The organism is Curtobacterium sp. ME12, from assembly GCF_903970855.1.
Lineage (GTDB): Bacteria > Actinomycetota > Actinomycetes > Actinomycetales > Microbacteriaceae > Curtobacterium > Curtobacterium poinsettiae_A.
This window is the reverse complement of record NZ_CAJCKD010000015.1, coordinates 60,693-78,597: the sequence shown is the minus strand read 5'-3', so window position 1 is coordinate 78,597 and position 17,905 is coordinate 60,693. Positions and strand designations below refer to the sequence as shown.

The following is a 17,905-nucleotide window of genomic DNA, read 5'->3' as shown; positions in this document are numbered from 1 at the left end:
ACGGTGATCGTGATCGGGGTCCAACCGATCAGACTCCCGTCCGCAGCCGTCACCGCCAACCGGTGCACACCAGCCGCCGTGTCCGCCGGGATCGTCACCCGAACCGTCCCATCAGCAGCCACCACGGCCGTGCCGATCAGCGTCGGCTCCGAGAACAACCACACGTTGACCGTGTCACCGGCAGACGCCGTCCCCACCGTCACCGTGATCGTCTCCCCCGCACGAGCCGACGCCGGAGCCGACACCCCACCACGACTCGCCTCCGTCAACAGCGACTCCGACGGCGCCACCGGAACGACCGGGGCAGCCGAGGGAACCGGAGTCGGGCCCGCGGTGGGCGTCCCACCCGGGGTCGGGGTCGACGTCGTGCCGTCGCCCGGGGTCGGGGTCGGAGTCGGCGTCGGCGTGGGCTCCGTTCCCGGGTCGGTGTCGCCGCCCTTGCACGGGTACGTCCCCGTGCGGAGCGAGAACCCGTCCGTGTCGTTGTCGTCCGCGTAGAAGGTCGCGCGCTCCCCGTCGGTGCAGACGCCCGAGATCGCGAAGCCCTCGTTGGCGAGCGTGCGGTCGGCGGCCGAGGGCGCCTCGTACAGCGTCGAGGGGGCGAAGGCCCCGTCGGTCACCTCGTACAGCGCGGTCCGACCGGAGCACACCTCGTCGCAGACCACCCAGAGCGCGTCGAGCGTCGGGTCGAACTGCAGGTCGGCGACGACGGCGAGCGACGTCGCGATGGTGGCGACTCGTGCCGAGGACCCGTCGTCCATCAGGGCGTAGGCGTACACGCTCGCGGTGCCCTCGACCCCGACGAAGAACAGGCCCTCGCCGTGTCCGGCGTAACTCGACGGCGCGTAGGCGCTGCCGGTGCGCTCGTCGGTGAACCCGTTCGCGGTGAGCCAGGTGTCCGGGATCCAGGTGATGCCCTCGAGCCCGGCGTTCGCGCCGAGCCCAGGGAAGTCCACGGCGAGGTTCCACTCGTCGGTGGCCCGCAGGGTGTTCTCGGAGCCGGCGGTCGTGGCGTAGCGCAGGACCGACGGGCGGCTCGTGCTCGAGACGTCGTTGTTCCGCTCGGTCGAGACGTAGACGGCACCGGGGTCGTCGCTCGTGACCGTCACGCCCTCGGCGTCCGGGGTGCCCGTGCCGTCGGCGTAGCGCAGGTCGGTACCCGCGGCGTTCGACGGCGTCCAGCCGCCCGCACCGTCCGAGGTCAGGTGGTAGAGCAGGCCGTCGCCGTTCTGCACGGCCCAGAGCTGCCCGTCCCGCGAGGCCGTCGAGGTCGTCCAGTCGAGGCCGCTCAGGTCACCGGTGAAGGTGTCCTCGTCGTCGAGCACGGTCTCGTCCGGGCCGCCGGGCCAGGCCTCGGCGGTGACGACGCCGGCGAACCGGTTCGCCGCGCCCTTCGTGGGCGCTGCCGTCTCGGCGAAGTCGCCGGTGCCGTCGGGGTTGCGGCCGGAGGTGGTGGCGGCGTGCGCCGTCCACGAGGTCGAGTCGACGAGCGCACCGCGGGCGTCGAAGAGCCGCGCGGAGTCCGCCTTGCCGAGTCCGAAGCCGAACGCCGCCTCGTCGAGGACGGTGAAGCCCCCGGCCGCGACGGTCGTGCCCGCGGGGATCGTGTACGCGTGGTCGTCCTCGCTGTCGCGCAGCACGTACCCGCCCAGGTCGACTGCAGTGCTGCCGGTGTTGGTCAACTCCACCCAGTCGCCGGGAGTGCCGTCCTGCGACTCGACCTCGTTGATCCGCACGGGCGAGGAGCAGTCGTTCGCGGCGCCCTTGGTCGAGGCCGTGGTGTCCACGAGCGGCCCGACGCCGTCGGCGCAGCGGCCGTAGGTGACGCCCGCGTGGGTCGTCCAGGCGTACCGGAGCACCAGGTCGCCGGCGGGATCGTAGAGGCGCGCGGTGTCCGCACCGCCGAGCCCGAAGTCGAAGCCAGGGGCGGTCGCGGACAGCTGGTCAACGACGAAGTACCCGCCGGCGGCGATCGTCGAGCCGCTGGGCAGCACGGAGGCGTCGTGCGAGCCGTCGGAGTCGAGGAACGCGTACCCGGTCAGATCGATCGCGGTGCCCGAGGTGTTCTTGAGCTCCACCCAGTCGGTGTCGTCGCCGTTCGACTCGACCTCGTTGACGACGAGGCCGTTCGCCGCGACGGCGCCGACGGCCGGGTCGTCGTCCCCGACGGCTGCGAGGGCCGGGCTGGCGGTGACGACACCGGCGGCGACGACCAGGGCGGTCGCGACGAACGCGCCGATCCGCATCGTGGGTGGGCGCAGGGCAGGAACACGCATGCGGGGTCCTTCTCGGGGGAGGGAGCGGGCGGAGACCTGCAAGACTGTTCAGCATCCACGCGACCGGCCGGTGGCCGCGGGGTGAACGCACGGTGTCCCGGGTCGGGACCGGCGCCCTGGACCCGCGGCGTGCGGACGGGAGGCGCGGGGCGGGCCCGCACCGCGCCTCCCGTCCGCCGTGCGGTCGCGCCCACCGCGCATGGTGGGCAGAAGGTGACCCCGTCGTCAGCGCCGGATCAGCAGGGTGCTGGCCCGCGGCGAGAGCGCGGCGTCGAGCACCAGGCAGGCGGCACCCACGGCGGCGACGTCGGCCCCGCGGTCGCTCTCCACCACCTGCACGGCGTGCTTCGGCACGAGCAACGGCGACCCGACGATGGCGGTCCGCGCAGCCGGCAGCGCAGCACTCGCGATGCGCGACCAGAACGGGCCGCCGAACACCACGCGGTCGATGTCGAGCAGGTTCACGATGAGGACGACGGCGTTGCCCATGACGGTGCCGGCATCGGCCGCGAGCGTGACGGCGGTGTCGTCCCCGTCCGCGATCGCTGCGGCGAGCTCGTCCCACGCGGCGTTCACAGCGTCGACATCGGCGTCTGCGTCAGCCTCGGCGACCGCGGCGCCGCCCGACAGAGCGAGCCCTCGCGACCGGGCGATCCGCACCAGCCGGTCCGGCGCGACGGCCGCACCGACCTCGCCGCGCGTGCCCGAGCCGTCCGGCGTGCCCGCGAGTGACCCCTGGTCGACCATGATGTGCCCGGCGTCACCCGCGTTCGACCCCACCCCGCGCAGGGGTTCGTGGTCGACGACGAGCCCGACGCCGAAGCCGGTGCCGAAGTACACGAACGCGAAGTTCCGTGCCGAGGACTCCCCCGCCAGGAACATCTCGCCCACCGCGGCGGCCGTGACGTCCTTCTCGAGCAGGACCGGGTAGCCGGTGGCCTCGGCGAGCGCGTCGCGCAGCGGCACGTCCCGCCACCGGGGCAGGAACGGCGGGTCGACCACGATGCCGGCCTCGACGTCGATGGGTCCGGGGCTCGCGATCCCGACACCGAGCACGCTGTCGACGGCCACCCCGGCGTCGGCGACGAGCCCGTCGACGGCCGAGGCGATGGTGCGCACCACCTCGGACGGGTCGTCGGCCGTGGGGGTCGAGGTCGTGGACGCGGCGACGACGGTGCCGGCGAGGTCGAGCAGCACGTAGGTGACGACGGCCGGGTCGACGTGCACGCCGACCGCGTACCGGCTGCCCGGTTCGAGCCGCAGGATGGTGCGGGGCTTGCCGCGGCCGGACACGACGGTGCCGGACTCGACGATCATGCCGGCCTCGATCAGGAACCGGGTGACGTTCGACACGGTCTGCGCGCTCAGTCCGGTGCGTGCTGCGAGTTCGACGCGACTCAGACCGTCGGGTGAGCGGCGGACGGCGTCCAGGACCACGGTGCGGTTGAAGCCGCCGATCGACGGGAGGTTCGCTCCGCGTCGATGCTCTGCCATGCCGCGACCATACCGCGGCAACGGTGCGGTCTCGGTCTGCCGTCGTCACTGGCTTCCGCAGGGTCAGCACCGTTACCCTGGCCGCATGTCCGACCTGCGCCTGGAAGAACTCTCCGCGAAGACCGCCGCCGCGGCGAACTCCCTGACGCTCAAGCCGGGCCAGGAACAGTTCGTGCAGCCGACCACCTACGGGGTCGCCGAGTCCGACGTCAAGCCGAGCTCCGCGTGGACCCGTGTCGTCCTCGACGACGACGAGGTCCTCGGCCTGATCATCGGTTCCTTCGACGCCGACAACGCGCAGGAAGAGCTGCGCAGCTGCATCTGGCGCGTCAACGTGGCGGCGAGCGCACAGGGCCGGGGCGTCGGTCGCTTCGCCGTGCACGGCCTGGCGGACGAGGCGCGCAGCCGTGGGTTCGAGCGGCTGACGGTCGTGTACGAGCCGGGCGGAGACGACAGCCCGGAGGCGTTCTTCCGTGCCGTGGGCTTCGAGGTCGTGCGTGAGACCCAGTACGGCGACCACTTCGCGGTCCTGACGCTCTAGCGCGCTCCGACGACGTGGCGTCCGACGACGTGCCTTCCGACGATGCCGCCGTCGTCGACTTCGGCGCCGCCGTCGCCGAGGTGGTGCGGATGATCCCGCCGGGTCACGTCATGACGTACGGCGACGTCGCCGCCACCCTCGGGTCGCGGGCGTCACGCGCCGTCGGCAAGGTGATGGCGCACGAGGGCGCCGAGCTGCCGTGGTGGCGCGTGGTGCGCGCGGGTGGGCACCCACCGCTCCACCACGAGGCCCAGGCACTCGAGCACTACCGCGCCGAGGGGACGCCGCTCGTGCACGGGCCGACGGCCTGGAGGCTCGACATGCGTCGTGCGCGCTGGTCACCGGCAACCGACGCGGACGACCCGTTCTGATCCCGGTGCGCGCGGCTCGGCCTCAGCGGTCGAAGCGCGCACCCTTCGGGTTCGCGGGCAGCAGGCACAGCACGGACACGATGAGCGAGCCGAGGCCCGGCAGCACGTGCAGGAACTGCCAGAAGCCGGACAGGTTCGCGTCGTGCAGCCGTCGGGCGCCGAGGGCGAGCGAGCCGATGAGCGTCGCGAGCACCCACAGCATGAACAGGTACGAGCCGACGGGGTTCTCGAGCACCGGGGTGTCCGGCGTGAACACCTGCGGCACGAGCTGCAGCACGAGCCCGATCGCGAACGACGTCAGCCACCACCACCAGAACTCGGCGCGCGACGCCCGTCCGGTGAACACGGTGTACTTCCGCCAGAACCGTCGGACGGCCTCGGTGAAGGGGGCACCGTAGAAGGGGTCGTGCAGGGCGACGCCGCCGGGCTGCACCACGCTGTCGTTGCTCATGGAGCAAGCCAACCACGTGGTGCAGCCCGACCCGGGCCTAGACGAGCGAGTCGCGCCAGGCCGCGTGCAGCTGGGCGAACCGTCCGGTACCGGCGATGAGGTCGGCGGGGGTGCCGTCCTCGACAATCCGGCCGTGTTCCATCACGAGCACCCGGTGGGCGATCGCGACGGTGGACAGCCGGTGCGCGATGATCACCGCGGTGCGGTCGGCGAGCAGGGTCTCCAGGCCCTCCTGCACGAGCCGCTCCGAGGGGATGTCGAGCGACGCCGTCGCCTCGTCGAGGATGAGCACCTTCGGGTCGGCGATGAACGCACGCGCGAACGAGAGCAGCTGCCGCTGCCCAGCCGACACCCGACCGCCGCGCTTGTTCACGTCGGTGTCGTACCCGTCGGGCAGCGCCATGATGAACTCGTGCGCGCCCACGGCCTTGGCCGACGCCTCGATCTCCTCACGGGACGCACCGGGCTTGCCGAGCGCGATGTTGTCCGCGACGGTGCCGGAGAACAGGTACGCCTCCTGCGTGACCATGACGATCGCGCGGCGCATGTCCTTCGTGTCGAGGTCGCGCAGGTCCACACCGTCGAGCTTCACCGAGCCCTGGGTCGGGTCGTAGAAGCGCGCCATGAGCTTGGCGAGCGTCGACTTGCCGGCTCCGGTGGACCCGACGAGCGCGATGGTCTGCCCCGCCGGGATGTGCAGGTCGAACTCCGGCAGCACGACCTTGCCCTTGCTGTACGCGAAGACGACGTCGTCGAAGTCCATCTTCCCGGTGGCGTCCGCCAGGCGGGTGGGCTTCACGGGGTCCGGCACGCTCGGCCGTTCCTCGAGGACACCCGAGATCTTCTCCATCGCCGCCGAGGCCGACTGGTACCCGTTGTAGAACATCGCGAGTTCCTGCGCCGGGTCGAAGAAGCGCTTGGCGTACAGCGCGACCGCGAGCAGCGCACCGACCTCGAGCGTCCCACCGACGATCCGGAACCCTCCGACGATGACGACCGCGGCGAGCGTGGCGTTGCCGATGAGCACGAGCACCGGGTCGAAGGTGCCGAACAGGTTGAACACCTTCGTGTTCGCCACCCGGTAGTCCTCGACGAAGCCGCCGTACTCGTCACGGTTGCGGGACTCCTTGCGGAACGCCTGCACCGCGCGGATGCCCGTCATCGTCTCGACGAAGTGCACGATCACGCGCGCCGAGGTGACACGGGTGGCGCGGAACAGCGTCTGCGAGTTCGTCTGGAACCAGCGGATCAGGAACCAGAGCGGCACGAGCGACACCGCGAGCACGAGCCCGGACGTCGGGTCGAGCAGCACCAGGGCCACGGCCGTGAACGCCATGTACAGCACACCCTGGATGAGCTGGTTCAGCCCGGAGTCGAGCAGCTCGCGGATCGAGTCGAGGTCACTCGTCTGGCGCGAGATGATCCGGCCCGACGTGTAGGTCTCGTGGAACTCGAGCGAGAGCCGCTGCGTGTGCAGGAACACCCGCTTGCGCAGGTCGAACAGGATCGCCTGGCTGATCCGTGCCGCGAGCACCGTGTACCACGCCGTGAGCACCGCGCCGAGGACGGCCACGACGATGTACGTCGCGACGACGCCGAACGCCGGCACCCAGTCGTTCTGGTCCATCACCGCGGGCAGGGCGTTGTCGATGCCCCACGCGATGAGCGCCGGACCCGCGACGGTGCCGGCGGTCGAGACCACGACCACGATGCCGAGCAGCACGAGCCGGAGCTTCAGCGGTGCTGCGAGGGACCCGAGCAGGGCGAGGGACCGGCGCCGCAGGCGCTTGCTCTCGGCCTTCGTGAAGTCCTCACGCTCCTCGCCGCGCACGCCCATGGTGGTGATCGAGGCGGTGACGGGCGCGGCAGACTGCTCGTCCGGAGCTTCCTGCGGGACGGACGCCGTTCCTCCCGGCAGGTTCTGGTCGGTCTGCTGGCTCATGCCATCGCCTCCTGTCGTGCGGTCGCGTCGTCGTCGTCGAGCGACGAGATGACGTAGCGGTAGTGCTCGTTGGTGGCCATCAGATCGTGGTGGGTCCCGACTGCCGTGATGACGCCGTTCTCCATCAGGGCGACCCGATCGGCCAGCGTCACCGTCGACGGACGGTGCGCCACGATGAGCGACGTGGTGTCGGCGAGCACGCGCCGCAGGCCCGCCTCGACCCGTGCCTCGGTGTCGACGTCGAGCGCCGACAGCGGGTCGTCGAGCACGAGCACCGACGGCCGCGCGGCGATCGCGCGGGCGAGTGCCAGGCGCTGGCGCTGGCCGCCGGACAGCGACAGCCCCTCTTCACCGACCCGGGTGTCGACGCCGTCGGGCAGGTCGTCCACGAAGGACGCCTGCGCGATGTCGAGCGCCTCGCGCATGAGCGCCTCGGCCTCGGCACCCTGCACGTCCGGTCGACCGAGCAGCACGTTCTCACGCACCGTCGACGAGAACAGGGTGGCGTCCTCGAAGGCGACGCCGACGTGCCGGCGCAGCTCTTCGCGGGTGAGGTCGCGGATGTCGACCCCGTCGATCGTCACCGAACCGCCGGTCACGTCGTACAGACGCGGCACGAGCGAGAGCAGCGTCGTCTTGCCGCAGCCGGTGAGCCCGACGAGCGCCATGGTCTCGCCCGGCTGCAGCTGCAGTTCGACGCCGTTGATCAGGTCCGGGTACTGCGGTGCGGAGTCCTGGTACCGGAAGTGCACGCCGTTGAACGACAGCGCACCGTGCGGCTCCGCGATCGTCTTCGGGTGCTCCGGGTCGGTGATGGTGTTCTCGGAGTCCATGACCTCGAAGAAGCGGTCGACCGCCGTGCGGGTGTCGAACGTCATCGAGAGCAGGAAGCCGATCGACTCGATCGGGAACCGCAGCACCGTCGCCGTCGCGAAGAACGCGAACAGCTGGCCGACGCTGAGCTGCCCCTGCGACGCCAGCCAGATGCCGGCGAGCAGGCACAGCGCGAACGCGACGTCCGGCACGAGCAGCAGCCACAGCCAGATGCCCGCGATGGCCTTCGCCTTCTTGATCTCGGTGCCGCGCAGGGCCTCGGCCTGCTCGCTGAACTCCTCGAGCTTCGCGCCGCCGCGACCGAACGCCTTGAGCACGCGGATGCCGTGCACCGACTGCTCGACGCTCGTGGCGAGGTCACCGACCTGGTCCTGGCTGCGGCGCGCGACGGCGGAGTACCGGCGCTCGAACAGCAGGCCGTTGATCCACAGCGGGATCGACGCGATCAGGAAGATCAGCCCGAGGATCCACCCGAAGGTGAACAGCACGACGAAGCCGACGACGATCGTCACGATGTTCACGACGAGCAGGACGACGCCGAAGGCCAACCAGCGCCGGATCAGCGACAGGTCCGACACGGAACGGGAGAGCAGCTGCCCGGACTCCCAGCGGTCGTGGAACGCGACCGGCAGGTCCTGCAGCTTCGCGTAGAGCGCGTTGCGCATGCTCGTCTCGATACGGGTCGAGGGGCGCATCACCAGCCTGCGGCGTGAGGCGATGAAGAACGCCTCGAGCGCACCGAGGGCGAGCACCCCGAGCCCGGCGGGCCAGATCTGTGCCGAGTCGCGCGACGACAGCGGACCGTCGACGAGCCACTGCAGCACGTAGGGGATTGCGAGCGCCACCAGGGAGGCTCCCATCGCTGCGGCCATGCCGCCGATGAGGCGCCCCTGGTAGGGCTTCACGTAGGGGTGGATCCGCGCGATCGCGCGGAAGGTGGACGGGCGCGCCGTGGTGGGCGACTTGGACATGCGTTGCGTCCTCATGCGTCTGCCGGGTCCCCGGGTCGCGCTGCGCGGTGCGTGCTCGCTGCTGCTGCTGCTTGCTTGCTGCTTGTTGCTTGCTCGCGTCGCGCGGCTTCGGCCTGGAGGCTCGGTGTGGCGTTGCGTGGTGATCATCGGCCGGGCGCGTGGTCGCGTCTCCGCCGTCACTCGCGTGACGTCGGTCGGGCCGGAGGCACCGAGGGACAGTCGTCCCCCGGGTTCAGGCGGGTGGTTCGCGGACGCCGGTGGTGCTGCGTCGCGGGGCCGTGGGAACGGCCCGACTAGACGGCGGCCGCGGCACGGGGCCGCGGTGCGATCAGGGATCGCCGTGCGGGAGTGGTCCCCACGACGGACACGAGACCTGCGCGGGCGGCCGTCGCCACGGTTCCGGTCATGTTGTCCATCGTCACTCCAGTCGTCGTCTTCGTCACCGTTGTGTCCGCGGTGCCGCCGGTCCCGAGGGATCGTCGGCTGCCTGCCGCGGAGCCTTACAGACTATTCACAGTGACTCACGGCGCGCAATGGTTCGTCACCGATTGTTCACATCAGTGGAAGAAGTGGCGCTCGCTCGTGAAGTACATCGTGACGTCGGCGGCCTTCGCCGCGGCGATGACCTCGTCGTCGCGGACACTGCCACCGGGCTGCGCCACCGCACGGACACCGGCGTCGAGCAGCACCTGCAGGCCGTCCGCGAACGGGAAGAACGCGTCCGACGCCGCCACGCTGCCGGTCGCGCGGTCACCGGCACGGTTGACCGCGAGGTGGCAGGAGTCGACCCGGTTGACCTGGCCCATGCCGACGCCGACGCTCGCGCCCTGGTTCGCCAGCAGGATGGCGTTCGACTTCACCGAACGGCTCGCACGCCACGCGAAGGCCAGGTCGGCGAGGGTCTGCTCGTCAGCGGGCTCGCCGGCGACGAGGGTCCAGGTGGCCTGGTCGAAGCCCGTGAAGCGATCGGCGTCCTGCACCAGGAACCCGCCGGAGATCTGCTTGACCTCGCGGTCTGCGAGCGCGAAGTCGGCCGGCAGCGTGAGCAGGCGGATGTTCTTCTTGCGGGACAGGATCTCGAGCGCCTCGGGGTCGAACCCGGGGGCGACGACGACCTCGGTGAAGATGTCCTTCACGGTCTCGGCCATGGCCACGGTGACCGGGCGGTTCGCGGCGATGACCCCGCCGAACGCCGAGAGCGGGTCGCAGGCGTGCGCGGCGGCGTGGGCCGAGGCGATCGGGTCGGCGGCGTCGGCCGGGGCGATCGCGATGCCGCACGGGTTGGCGTGCTTGATGATCGCGACGGCGGGCTCGTCGAAGTCGAAGGCCGCACGGACCGCTGCGTCGGCGTCGACGTAGTTGTTGTACGACATCTCCTTGCCGTGCAGCTGCGTGGCCTGCGCGATGCCGGTGCCGTCGGACGTCGTGTAGAGGGCCGCGGCCTGGTGGGCGTTCTCGCCGTAGCGCAGGGTCGCGGACAGCTCGGCCTCGACCGTCAGGTGCTCGTCGAACGCACCCGGAGTCCGGATGTCGCCGGCGGTCGTCGGGGCTGCAGCGGCGGTGACGACGTCGCTCGCGAAGTAGGACGCCACCGCGGTGTCGTACGCGGCGGTGTGCGCGAAGGCCTGGGCGGCGAGGCGCTTCCGGAGCTCGAGCGTGGTGCCGCCGGCTCGGACGGCCTCGACGACCTCGGGGTAGGACGCCGGGGACACGACGATCGCCACGTTCGGGTGGTTCTTCGCCGAGGCGCGGACCATCGCGGGGCCGCCGATGTCGACGTTCTCGACCACGGTCGCGGTGTCGGCACCCGACGCCACGGTCTCGACGAACGGGTAGAGGTTCACGACGACGAGCTCGAACGGCGCGATGTCGAGGTCGGCGAGCTGCTGCTCGTGCGACTCGAGCCGTAGGTCGGCGAGCAGGCCGGCGTGCACCGACGGGTGCAGCGTCTTCACGCGACCGTCGAGGGACTCGGGGAACCCGGTGACGCTCGCGACGTCGGTGACGGCGTAGCCCGCGTCACGGATGGTCTGCGCGGTGGAGCCGGTCGACACGATCTCGACCCCGGAGTCGGCCAGGGCACCGGCGAGCTCGAGCAGGCCGGACTTGTCGCTCACCGAGAGCAGTGCACGGCGGACCGGGACCACGTCACGGTCGCGGTAGAGGCTGGGGTCGGCTGCGTGCACGCTCATGCGCTCGGGGTGCCCTTCAGGTCGGTGGTGCCGTTGGCGATGTCGAGGATGGTCTGGATGAGCAGGCGGCGCTCGACCGGCTTGATGCGGTCGTGCAGCGTCGACTCGGTGTCCCCCGGCAGCACCGGGATGCGCTCCTGCGCGAGGATCGGCCCCGTGTCGACGCCGTCGTCGACCGCGATGACGCTCGCACCGGTCTCGGTGACCCCGGCGGCCAGGGCGTCTCGCACACCGTGGGCGCCGGGGAACTCGGGCAGGTACGCCGGGTGGGTGTTGATGATCCCCGGGGCGAACTCGGACACCACGGCCGGGGGCAGCAGGCGCATCAGGCCGGAGAGCACGAGCAGGTCGGGCGACCACGGGCGGATCTGCTCCGCCAGGGCCTGGCCCCACTCGGCGCGGGAGTCGTAGCGGGTGAACGGCACCGTGAAGGTCGGGATCGAGAACTCCTCGCCCAGGCCGAGACCCTCGGCGTCACGGTCGGCACCGATGGCGACGACACGGGCGGGGTACTCGGCGTCGAAGGTCGCTTCGAGCAGGGCTCGGAGGTTCGACCCGGTACCGGAGATCAGGACGACCAGTTCGAGCACGGCACCAACCCTACCGGCAGGCACGCACCCGACGGGCGCTGTTACCGGTCGTCCTTCGGCTGCCGCCACCAGGGCAGCTCGTCCTCGGGGATCTGGTCGGTGACGTCCCACTTCGCCGGGCGGGACTGCTCCGCCGACCGCGGGGCGGACGCCCTGGTGTCGGGCGCGACGTCCACGCGGTCCGCCTCGGCGGTCTCGTCGACGTCGTCCCGGCCGGCGACGAACTCCTCGGTGCTCCAGGGGAACGCGGGCTGGGCGTCGGTCGGCACCGGGGTCGGTGCGGGGTGGGACGCGGGCGTGGGGGCTGCGGGCCGCTCGGGGTCGGGTCGCTGCGGGCCGGGCCGCTGCGGGCCGGGCCGCTGCGGGCCGGGCCGCTCCGGCTCGGCGTCGGAGCCGGTCACACGGTCGCGGAGTGCACCGGCCCGTCCCCGGACACCCCCGGCCGCGCCGGCCAGGCGGTCGCGGAGGCCACCCAGGGCTGCTCGTCCGGCACTGCGGCGCTCCGGTTCGGGCTCGGCGGCCAGGCGGTCGGCGGCCACGGCGTCGGTCTTCGCCCAGTCGGGGAGCTCCACGTCGTGGTCGGTGTCGCCGGCGCGCGGTGCGACGGGCGCGGGGGCCGAGGCGGGCCGTGCGGGTGCCGCGTCGGCGGGCTCGCTGCCGATCGGCGCGCCGCTGACTGGCGCGCTGCTGATCGGCTCGGTCGCGCGCTCGGTCGTCGCGCGGGGCCGTGCGGCCGTCGACCCGTCGTGGGACTCCTCGACCACGAAGCGGTGCACGTCGGTGGTGCGCCCGGCGCCGGCCTGGTCGAGCGCGGCGAGCAGGGAACCCTCGCTGACGTCGACGCCGGCGCGCGCCGTCTCGTTGTCGTCGTCGGATTCGTCGGCCTCGGTCCAGCGCTCTCGCGTCCACCCACGGTCCGGCAGCCGGACCAGGTCGCTGCCCGCGGCGAGGGCGATGATCGCCGGCAGGCCGACCTCGAGTGCGGCGAACCCACCGACCGCCAGGGCGTCCGGGCCGACGTCGGCCAGGCGCCCGGGGCCGAACGAGCCGGACGACACCCAGGCGATCAGCCCCGTGAGCACACCGGCCACGAGTCCTGCGACGACGCCGCCGAGCGCACGGTGCAGCGCGGAGTCGGCGGAACCCAGGGCCCGCACCAACCGCGGTCGCATCGAGCCGCCGATCGCGAACCCGGCGATGACCGGCACGAGGATCCAGACGAGTCCGAAGGTGTGACCGGCGGTCGGCAGCGCGCCGAAGACCGGCAGACCCGGGATCGGGCCCAGGGTCGTGGCGATCGGGGACACGCTCGACCCGGTGCCGATGGCGAACCCGGGGCCGATCAGCCACGAGGTCGCCCACCCGACGAAGTCCGGCAGGAACGCGAGCTGTCCGACGGTGAGTGCGACGCCGCCGATGACCCCGGCGTGCGACTGCTCGTACAGGGTGATGACCTCGGCGAAGGACGTGAAGAGGAGCAGGCCGACGAGCACCGCGGCCACGCCGACGACCACGGCGGTCGCGGCGGTCCCGGCGCGCAGGCCGAACCCGGCGACGGACCGCCAGACGGCGGGGATGCGGTCGACCAGGTCGATCACGCGCTGGGTGACGGGGTCGGCGGGAACGTCGCGGCGGCGGCGGCAGACCTCGGAGGCCGCGAACGCGGGGATCCCGAACCAGAGCGCCGGCAGCACCACGGCCTGCCAGAGCGTGGGGCGGGTGGCAGCGGAGGTCGACGACAGCGCGACGGCCACACCGAGGAGCGCGACGGCGGCGGTCCCGACCAGCAGGCCGGTGGTGCGGTGCTCGGTCTCCGCGAACCGACGTCCGGCACGGGCACCGAGCCATGCCGTCACGACCGCGAACCCGAGGGCCGCGAGGGTCACGTGGATGGGGTCGGCGGCGCCGCTGACCCCGGTGCTCCTGGCGAGTGCGGACCCGAGCAGGAACGAGACGTCGACGCCGTGTCCGACCAGCCAGACGCTGCCGGTGGCCTTCCAGAACACGTCCCAGTCGACCTGCAGGCCGTACTCGAACCCCCAGAGCAGCGTCAGGGGCACGAGGGCGATCCCGATGCCGACGCCGACCGTCACGACCGCCTCGATCGCGGCGAGCAGAGCGGTTCCCAGGCGGTTCATCGCAGCGAGGATACGTGCCCCTCGCGCGGCCGCCCCGGAGCCGCGCGGCTGCCGACGCAAAACACCGGTGTTCGCAGGACGAACACGCGCAGGACGCGGTTCAACCGACGAACACCGGTGTCTTGCGGAACGGGCGGTCGCTACCGAGCGGCGACGACCTCGCGCAGCAGCGCGGCGGTCTCGGACGGCGTCTTGCCGACCTTGACCCCCGCGGCCTCGAGCGCCTGCTTCTTCGCCTCGGCGGTGCCGGCAGAACCGGACACGATCGCGCCGGCGTGGCCCATCGTCTTGCCCTCGGGAGCGGTGAAGCCCGCGACGTAGCCGACGACCGGCTTGGTGACGTGCGCCTTGATGAACTCGGCCGCACGCTCTTCCGCGTCGCCACCGATCTCACCGATCATCACGATGGCTTCGGTCTCGGGGTCGGCCTCGAACGCGGCGAGCGCATCGATGTGCGTCGTGCCGATGACCGGGTCGCCGCCGATGCCGATGGCGGTCGAGAAGCCGAGGTCTCGGAGCTCGTACATCATCTGGTAGGTCAGGGTGCCGGACTTCGAGACGAGCCCGATCGGGCCCTTGCCGGTGATCGTCGCGGGGGTGATGCCGACGAGGGACTCCCCCGGGGTGATGATGCCGGGGCAGTTCGGCCCGATGATCCGGGTCGTGCCGCCCTTCGCCTTGGCGTGCGCCCAGAACTCGGCAGAGTCCTGCACGGGGATGCCCTCGGTGATGACGACGACGAGCGGGATCTCGGCGTCGATGGCCTCCGTCACGGCGTCCTTCGCGAACGCCGGCGGGACGAAGACGATCGAGACGTCGGCACCGGTGGTGTCGATGGCCTCGCGCACCGAGCCGAAGACCGGCAGCGACACGTCGCCGTGGGTGACGGTGGTGCCGGCCTTGCGAGCGTTGACACCGCCGACGACGTTCGTACCGGCCTTGAGCATCAGGGCGGTGTGCTTCGTGCCCTCGCCACCGGTGATACCCTGGACGATGACCTTGGAGTCCTTGTTGAGGAAGATCGACATGGTCAGTCCCTTCAGGCCGCTGCGGCGGCGAGTTCGGCGGCCTGCTCGGCCGCATCGTCCATGGTCGCGGCGACGGTGACGAGCGGGTGCGCTGCCTCCGCCAGGATCCGACGGCCCTCTTCCACGTTGTTGCCGTCCAGGCGCACGACGAGCGGCTTGGTGGCCGCGTCACCGAGGATGCCGAGCGCGGCGATGATGCCGTTCGCGACGGCGTCGCAGGCGGTGATGCCGCCGAAGACGTTGACGAACACGCTCTTGACCTGCGGGTCGCCGAGGATGACGTCGAGACCGTTGGCCATCACCTCGGCCGAGGCACCGCCACCGATGTCGAGGAAGTTCGCGGGCTTCACGCCGCCGTGGCGCTCACCGGCGTAGGCGACGACGTCGAGCGTCGACATGACGAGCCCGGCGCCGTTGCCGATGACGCCGACCTGGCCGTCGAGCTTGACGTAGTTCAGGCCGTGGGCCTTCGCTTTGGCCTCGAGCGGGTCCTCGCTGGCGGTGTCCTCGAGCTGCTTGTGACCCTCGTGCCGGAAGTCGGCGTTCTCGTCGAGCGAGACCTTGCCGTCGAGTGCCAGGATCTGGCCGTCGCCGGTGCGGACGAGGGGGTTCACCTCGACGAGGGTCGCGTCCTCGCCCTTGTAGACGTCGTAGAGCTTGACGAAGACGTCGGCGACGGCGTCCTGCAGCTCCGATGGGAAGTTCGCCTGCCGAGCGATCTCGAGCGCGGCGGCCTTGTCGATGCCGGTGAGCGGGTCGACCTCGATCCGGGCGAGCGCCTCGGGCTTCTCGACCGCGAGCTGCTCGATCTCCATGCCGCCCTCGACGCTGGTCAGGGAGAGGTAGGAGCGGTTGGCCCGGTCGAGCAGCACGGAGAAGTAGAACTCCTCGGCGATGTCGGCGCCCTGGGCGACCATGACGCGCTGGACGGTGTGGCCCTTGATGTCGAGGCCGAGGATCGCCTGCGCGTGCTCGAACGCCTCGTCCGGGGTCTTCGCGACCTTCACGCCGCCGGCCTTGCCGCGACCGCCGACCTTCACCTGCGCCTTGACGACGACCACGCCGCCGATGCGCTCGGCCGCTGCTCTCGCCTCCTCGGGGGTGTCGGCGGTGATCCCCTGCAACACGGGAACGCCGTAGGACTCGAAGAGGTCCCTGGCCTGGTACTCGAAAAGATCCACGCTGTTCTTCTTCCCGCACGTTCCGTGCGATCGGCATCGGTTACCCGGTCGCCACACTCACCATCGAGGGTCGCTCGATGTCGAGACAACGGCCGTCACGCAGCCTAGCGCTGCTGGGTGGACGGCCGGTGCGCGGCCGGGAGGCACGGGTCGCCCCCGCCACGCGTGAGCCGCTGGGCGCACCCCTGGGACCATCCCCCAGCGTGCGCCCGGCAGTGTGGATCGGTGAACGAAGCACTCCGCACCCGCGCCACCGACGTGTTCGGCTGGCGCCTCCGCCCCGACCAGGAATCCGTCATCGACGCGGTGCTCGACGGGCGCGACGCACTCGCCGTGATGCCGACCGGGTCGGGCAAGTCCGCGATCTACCAGGTCGCCGGCCTCGAGCTGGACGGCATCGTCGTCGTGGTCTCCCCCCTCGTGGCGCTGCAGGAGGACCAGGTCGTCGGACTCGAGCACCACGAGGGCGCTCCCCGGGCCGTCGCGATGAACGCCACGAGGAAGGCCCGTGACGTCGCCGCGGCCTGGGACGCCGTCGCCGCGGGCGAGGTCGGCTACGTGTTCCTGGCCCCCGAACAGCTCGCGAAGGACGACGTGCTCGAGCGGCTGCACGACGCCGGCGTCGCCCTGGTCACCGTCGACGAGGCGCACTGCATCTCGTCCTGGGGCCACGACTTCCGCCCGGACTACCTGGCACTCGGCGAGGTCGTGGAGCGCCTCGGCCGTCCCCCCGTCCTGGCGCTGACCGCCACCGGCTCCGCCCCCGTGCGGGACGACGTGGTCGAACGGCTCCACATGCGCGACCCGTTCGTGCTCGCGTCGGGCTTCGACCGCCCCGGCATCCGGCTCGAGGTCGTCCGGCACGCCGAGGACGCCGAGAAGCGCCAGGCCGTGGTCGACCAGGTCGCCGAGCTCGACGGTGCCACCGTCGTCTACGTCGCCACCCGGGCGGCGACCACGGAGTACGCCGACGCCCTGGCGGCCCGCGGTCGCCGCGCGCAGCCGTACCACGCTGGCATGCGGATCGCGGAGCGCGAGGCCGTCCACACCGGGTTCCTCGACGGCGACATCGACGTGGTCGTCGCGACGAGCGCGTTCGGCATGGGCATCGACAAGCCCGACGTCCGGTACGTCGTGCACGCCGACGTCCCCGAGTCGATCGACGCCTACTACCAGGAGATCGGGCGGGCCGGACGGGACGCGGAACCGGCTGGCGCCACCCTGCACTACCGCGCCGAGGACTTCGGCCTGCGCACGTTCTTCGCGTCCGGCTCGCCACGACCCGCCTCGGTCCGGGCCGTGTTCGACGCCGTCCCGGCGACCGGCTCGATCGCCCGCTCCGCACTGGTGGAGGCCTCTGGCCTGTCGGCCCGCACCGCCGGTCGAGCACTGAACGCCCTGCTCGACGCAGGCGCCCTGCGCGACGACGTCGACGGTGTCTCCCGGGTGCCGGACGGCCCGCAGGACGCCGACCGTGCTGCCCGTGCCACCGCCGACCGTGCTGCCGAACGGGAACGGGTCGAGGAGTCCCGCATCGCGATGATGCGCCAGCTCGCCGAGACGACCGGGTGCCGCCGGCAGTTCCTGCTCGGCTACTTCGGCGACGAGCTCCCGGAACCGTGCGGCAACTGCGACACCTGCTCGTCCGGGACCGCTTTCGAGACCGCCGCGCACGTCGCCGACGGCGCCAACGACACCGCCTGGCCGCCGGACGCCCGGGTCGAGCACGCCGAGTGGGGCACCGGTGTCGTGATGAGCACGGAAGCGGACCGCATCACGGTCTTCTTCGAGTCCGCCGGGTACCGCACCCTCGCGCTTGCCGACGTCGAGGAACGCGACCTGCTCGAACGCGTCTGAACGAAGCGGGGAAGGCGCGGTCGCTCGACCACCCGTCGG

13 protein-coding genes are annotated in these 17,905 nt (G+C 71.8%); 3 read left to right on the top strand and 10 right to left on the bottom strand.

What is annotated here, in order from left to right:
* Together H7A73_RS09570 and H7A73_RS09565 are read right to left on the bottom strand one after the other, a co-directional pair.
* Positions 1-2,276: lamin tail domain-containing protein (locus tag H7A73_RS09570; RefSeq protein ID WP_182065758.1), on the bottom strand; the 2,276-nt coding region annotated here is incomplete at its 3' end.
* Positions 2,277-2,501: 225 nt separating this feature from the next.
* On the bottom strand, positions 2,502-3,770 hold the full coding sequence (locus H7A73_RS09565; protein WP_182065757.1) for an ROK family transcriptional regulator: 1,269 nt from the start codon (positions 3,768-3,770) through the stop codon (positions 2,502-2,504).
* 85 nt (positions 3,771-3,855) lie between these two features.
* On the opposite strand from H7A73_RS09565, the gene H7A73_RS09560 reads away from it, so the two are divergent.
* The gene (locus tag H7A73_RS09560; protein WP_027466669.1) at positions 3,856-4,311 is read left to right on the top strand and encodes a GNAT family N-acetyltransferase; all 456 of its coding nucleotides are present in this window, start codon (positions 3,856-3,858) and stop codon (positions 4,309-4,311) included.
* 29 nt (positions 4,312-4,340) lie between these two features.
* Positions 4,341-4,682 carry an MGMT family protein gene (locus tag H7A73_RS09555; protein ID WP_182065756.1) on the top strand — a complete coding sequence of 114 codons (342 nt, stop codon included), beginning with the start codon at positions 4,341-4,343 and terminating at the stop codon, positions 4,680-4,682.
* A 22-nt stretch (positions 4,683-4,704) separates the two neighbouring features.
* Here H7A73_RS09555 and H7A73_RS09550 read toward each other — a convergent pair whose 3' ends face one another.
* From H7A73_RS09550 to sucC, 8 genes are all read right to left on the bottom strand, one after another.
* Positions 4,705-5,133 (bottom strand): DUF805 domain-containing protein, encoded by a 429-nt coding sequence (locus H7A73_RS09550; RefSeq protein WP_182065755.1) that lies wholly within the window; start codon positions 5,131-5,133, stop codon positions 4,705-4,707.
* A gap of 37 nt (positions 5,134-5,170) precedes the next feature.
* Positions 5,171-6,970: an ABC transporter ATP-binding protein gene (locus H7A73_RS09545; protein WP_182065763.1), complete on the bottom strand. Its 1,800-nt coding sequence runs from the start codon at positions 6,968-6,970 to the stop codon at positions 5,171-5,173.
* Between the two features lie 101 nt (positions 6,971-7,071).
* Positions 7,072-8,880 carry an ABC transporter ATP-binding protein gene (locus tag H7A73_RS09540; RefSeq protein WP_182065754.1) on the bottom strand — a complete coding sequence of 603 codons (1,809 nt, stop codon included), beginning with the start codon at positions 8,878-8,880 and terminating at the stop codon, positions 7,072-7,074.
* Between the two features lie 557 nt (positions 8,881-9,437).
* Entirely contained in the window at positions 9,438-11,072 is a 1,635-nt protein-coding gene (purH, locus tag H7A73_RS09535; protein WP_182065753.1) for a bifunctional phosphoribosylaminoimidazolecarboxamide formyltransferase/IMP cyclohydrolase, read from the bottom strand.
* Positions 11,069-11,662, bottom strand: coding sequence for a phosphoribosylglycinamide formyltransferase (purN, locus tag H7A73_RS09530; RefSeq protein ID WP_071404669.1), 594 nt, complete (start codon positions 11,660-11,662; stop codon positions 11,069-11,071). Before purN ends, purH begins: the two co-directional genes overlap by 4 nt.
* Positions 11,663-11,703: 41 nt before the next feature.
* A complete protein-coding gene (locus tag H7A73_RS09525; protein ID WP_182065752.1) occupies positions 11,704-13,800 on the bottom strand; it encodes a DUF6350 family protein in 2,097 nt (698 codons plus the stop codon).
* 140 nt (positions 13,801-13,940) lie between these two features.
* Entirely contained in the window at positions 13,941-14,828 is an 888-nt protein-coding gene (sucD, locus tag H7A73_RS09520; RefSeq protein ID WP_071250213.1) for a succinate--CoA ligase subunit alpha, read from the bottom strand.
* A gap of 11 nt (positions 14,829-14,839) precedes the next feature.
* A complete protein-coding gene (sucC, locus tag H7A73_RS09515; RefSeq protein ID WP_182065751.1) occupies positions 14,840-16,009 on the bottom strand; it encodes an ADP-forming succinate--CoA ligase subunit beta in 1,170 nt (389 codons plus the stop codon).
* 225 nt (positions 16,010-16,234) lie between these two features.
* Between sucC and H7A73_RS09510 the strand changes: the two genes are divergently transcribed.
* The gene (locus tag H7A73_RS09510) at positions 16,235-17,866 is read left to right on the top strand and encodes a RecQ family ATP-dependent DNA helicase (protein ID WP_182065750.1); all 1,632 of its coding nucleotides are present in this window, start codon (positions 16,235-16,237) and stop codon (positions 17,864-17,866) included.
* Positions 17,867-17,905: the final 39 nt, after the last annotated feature.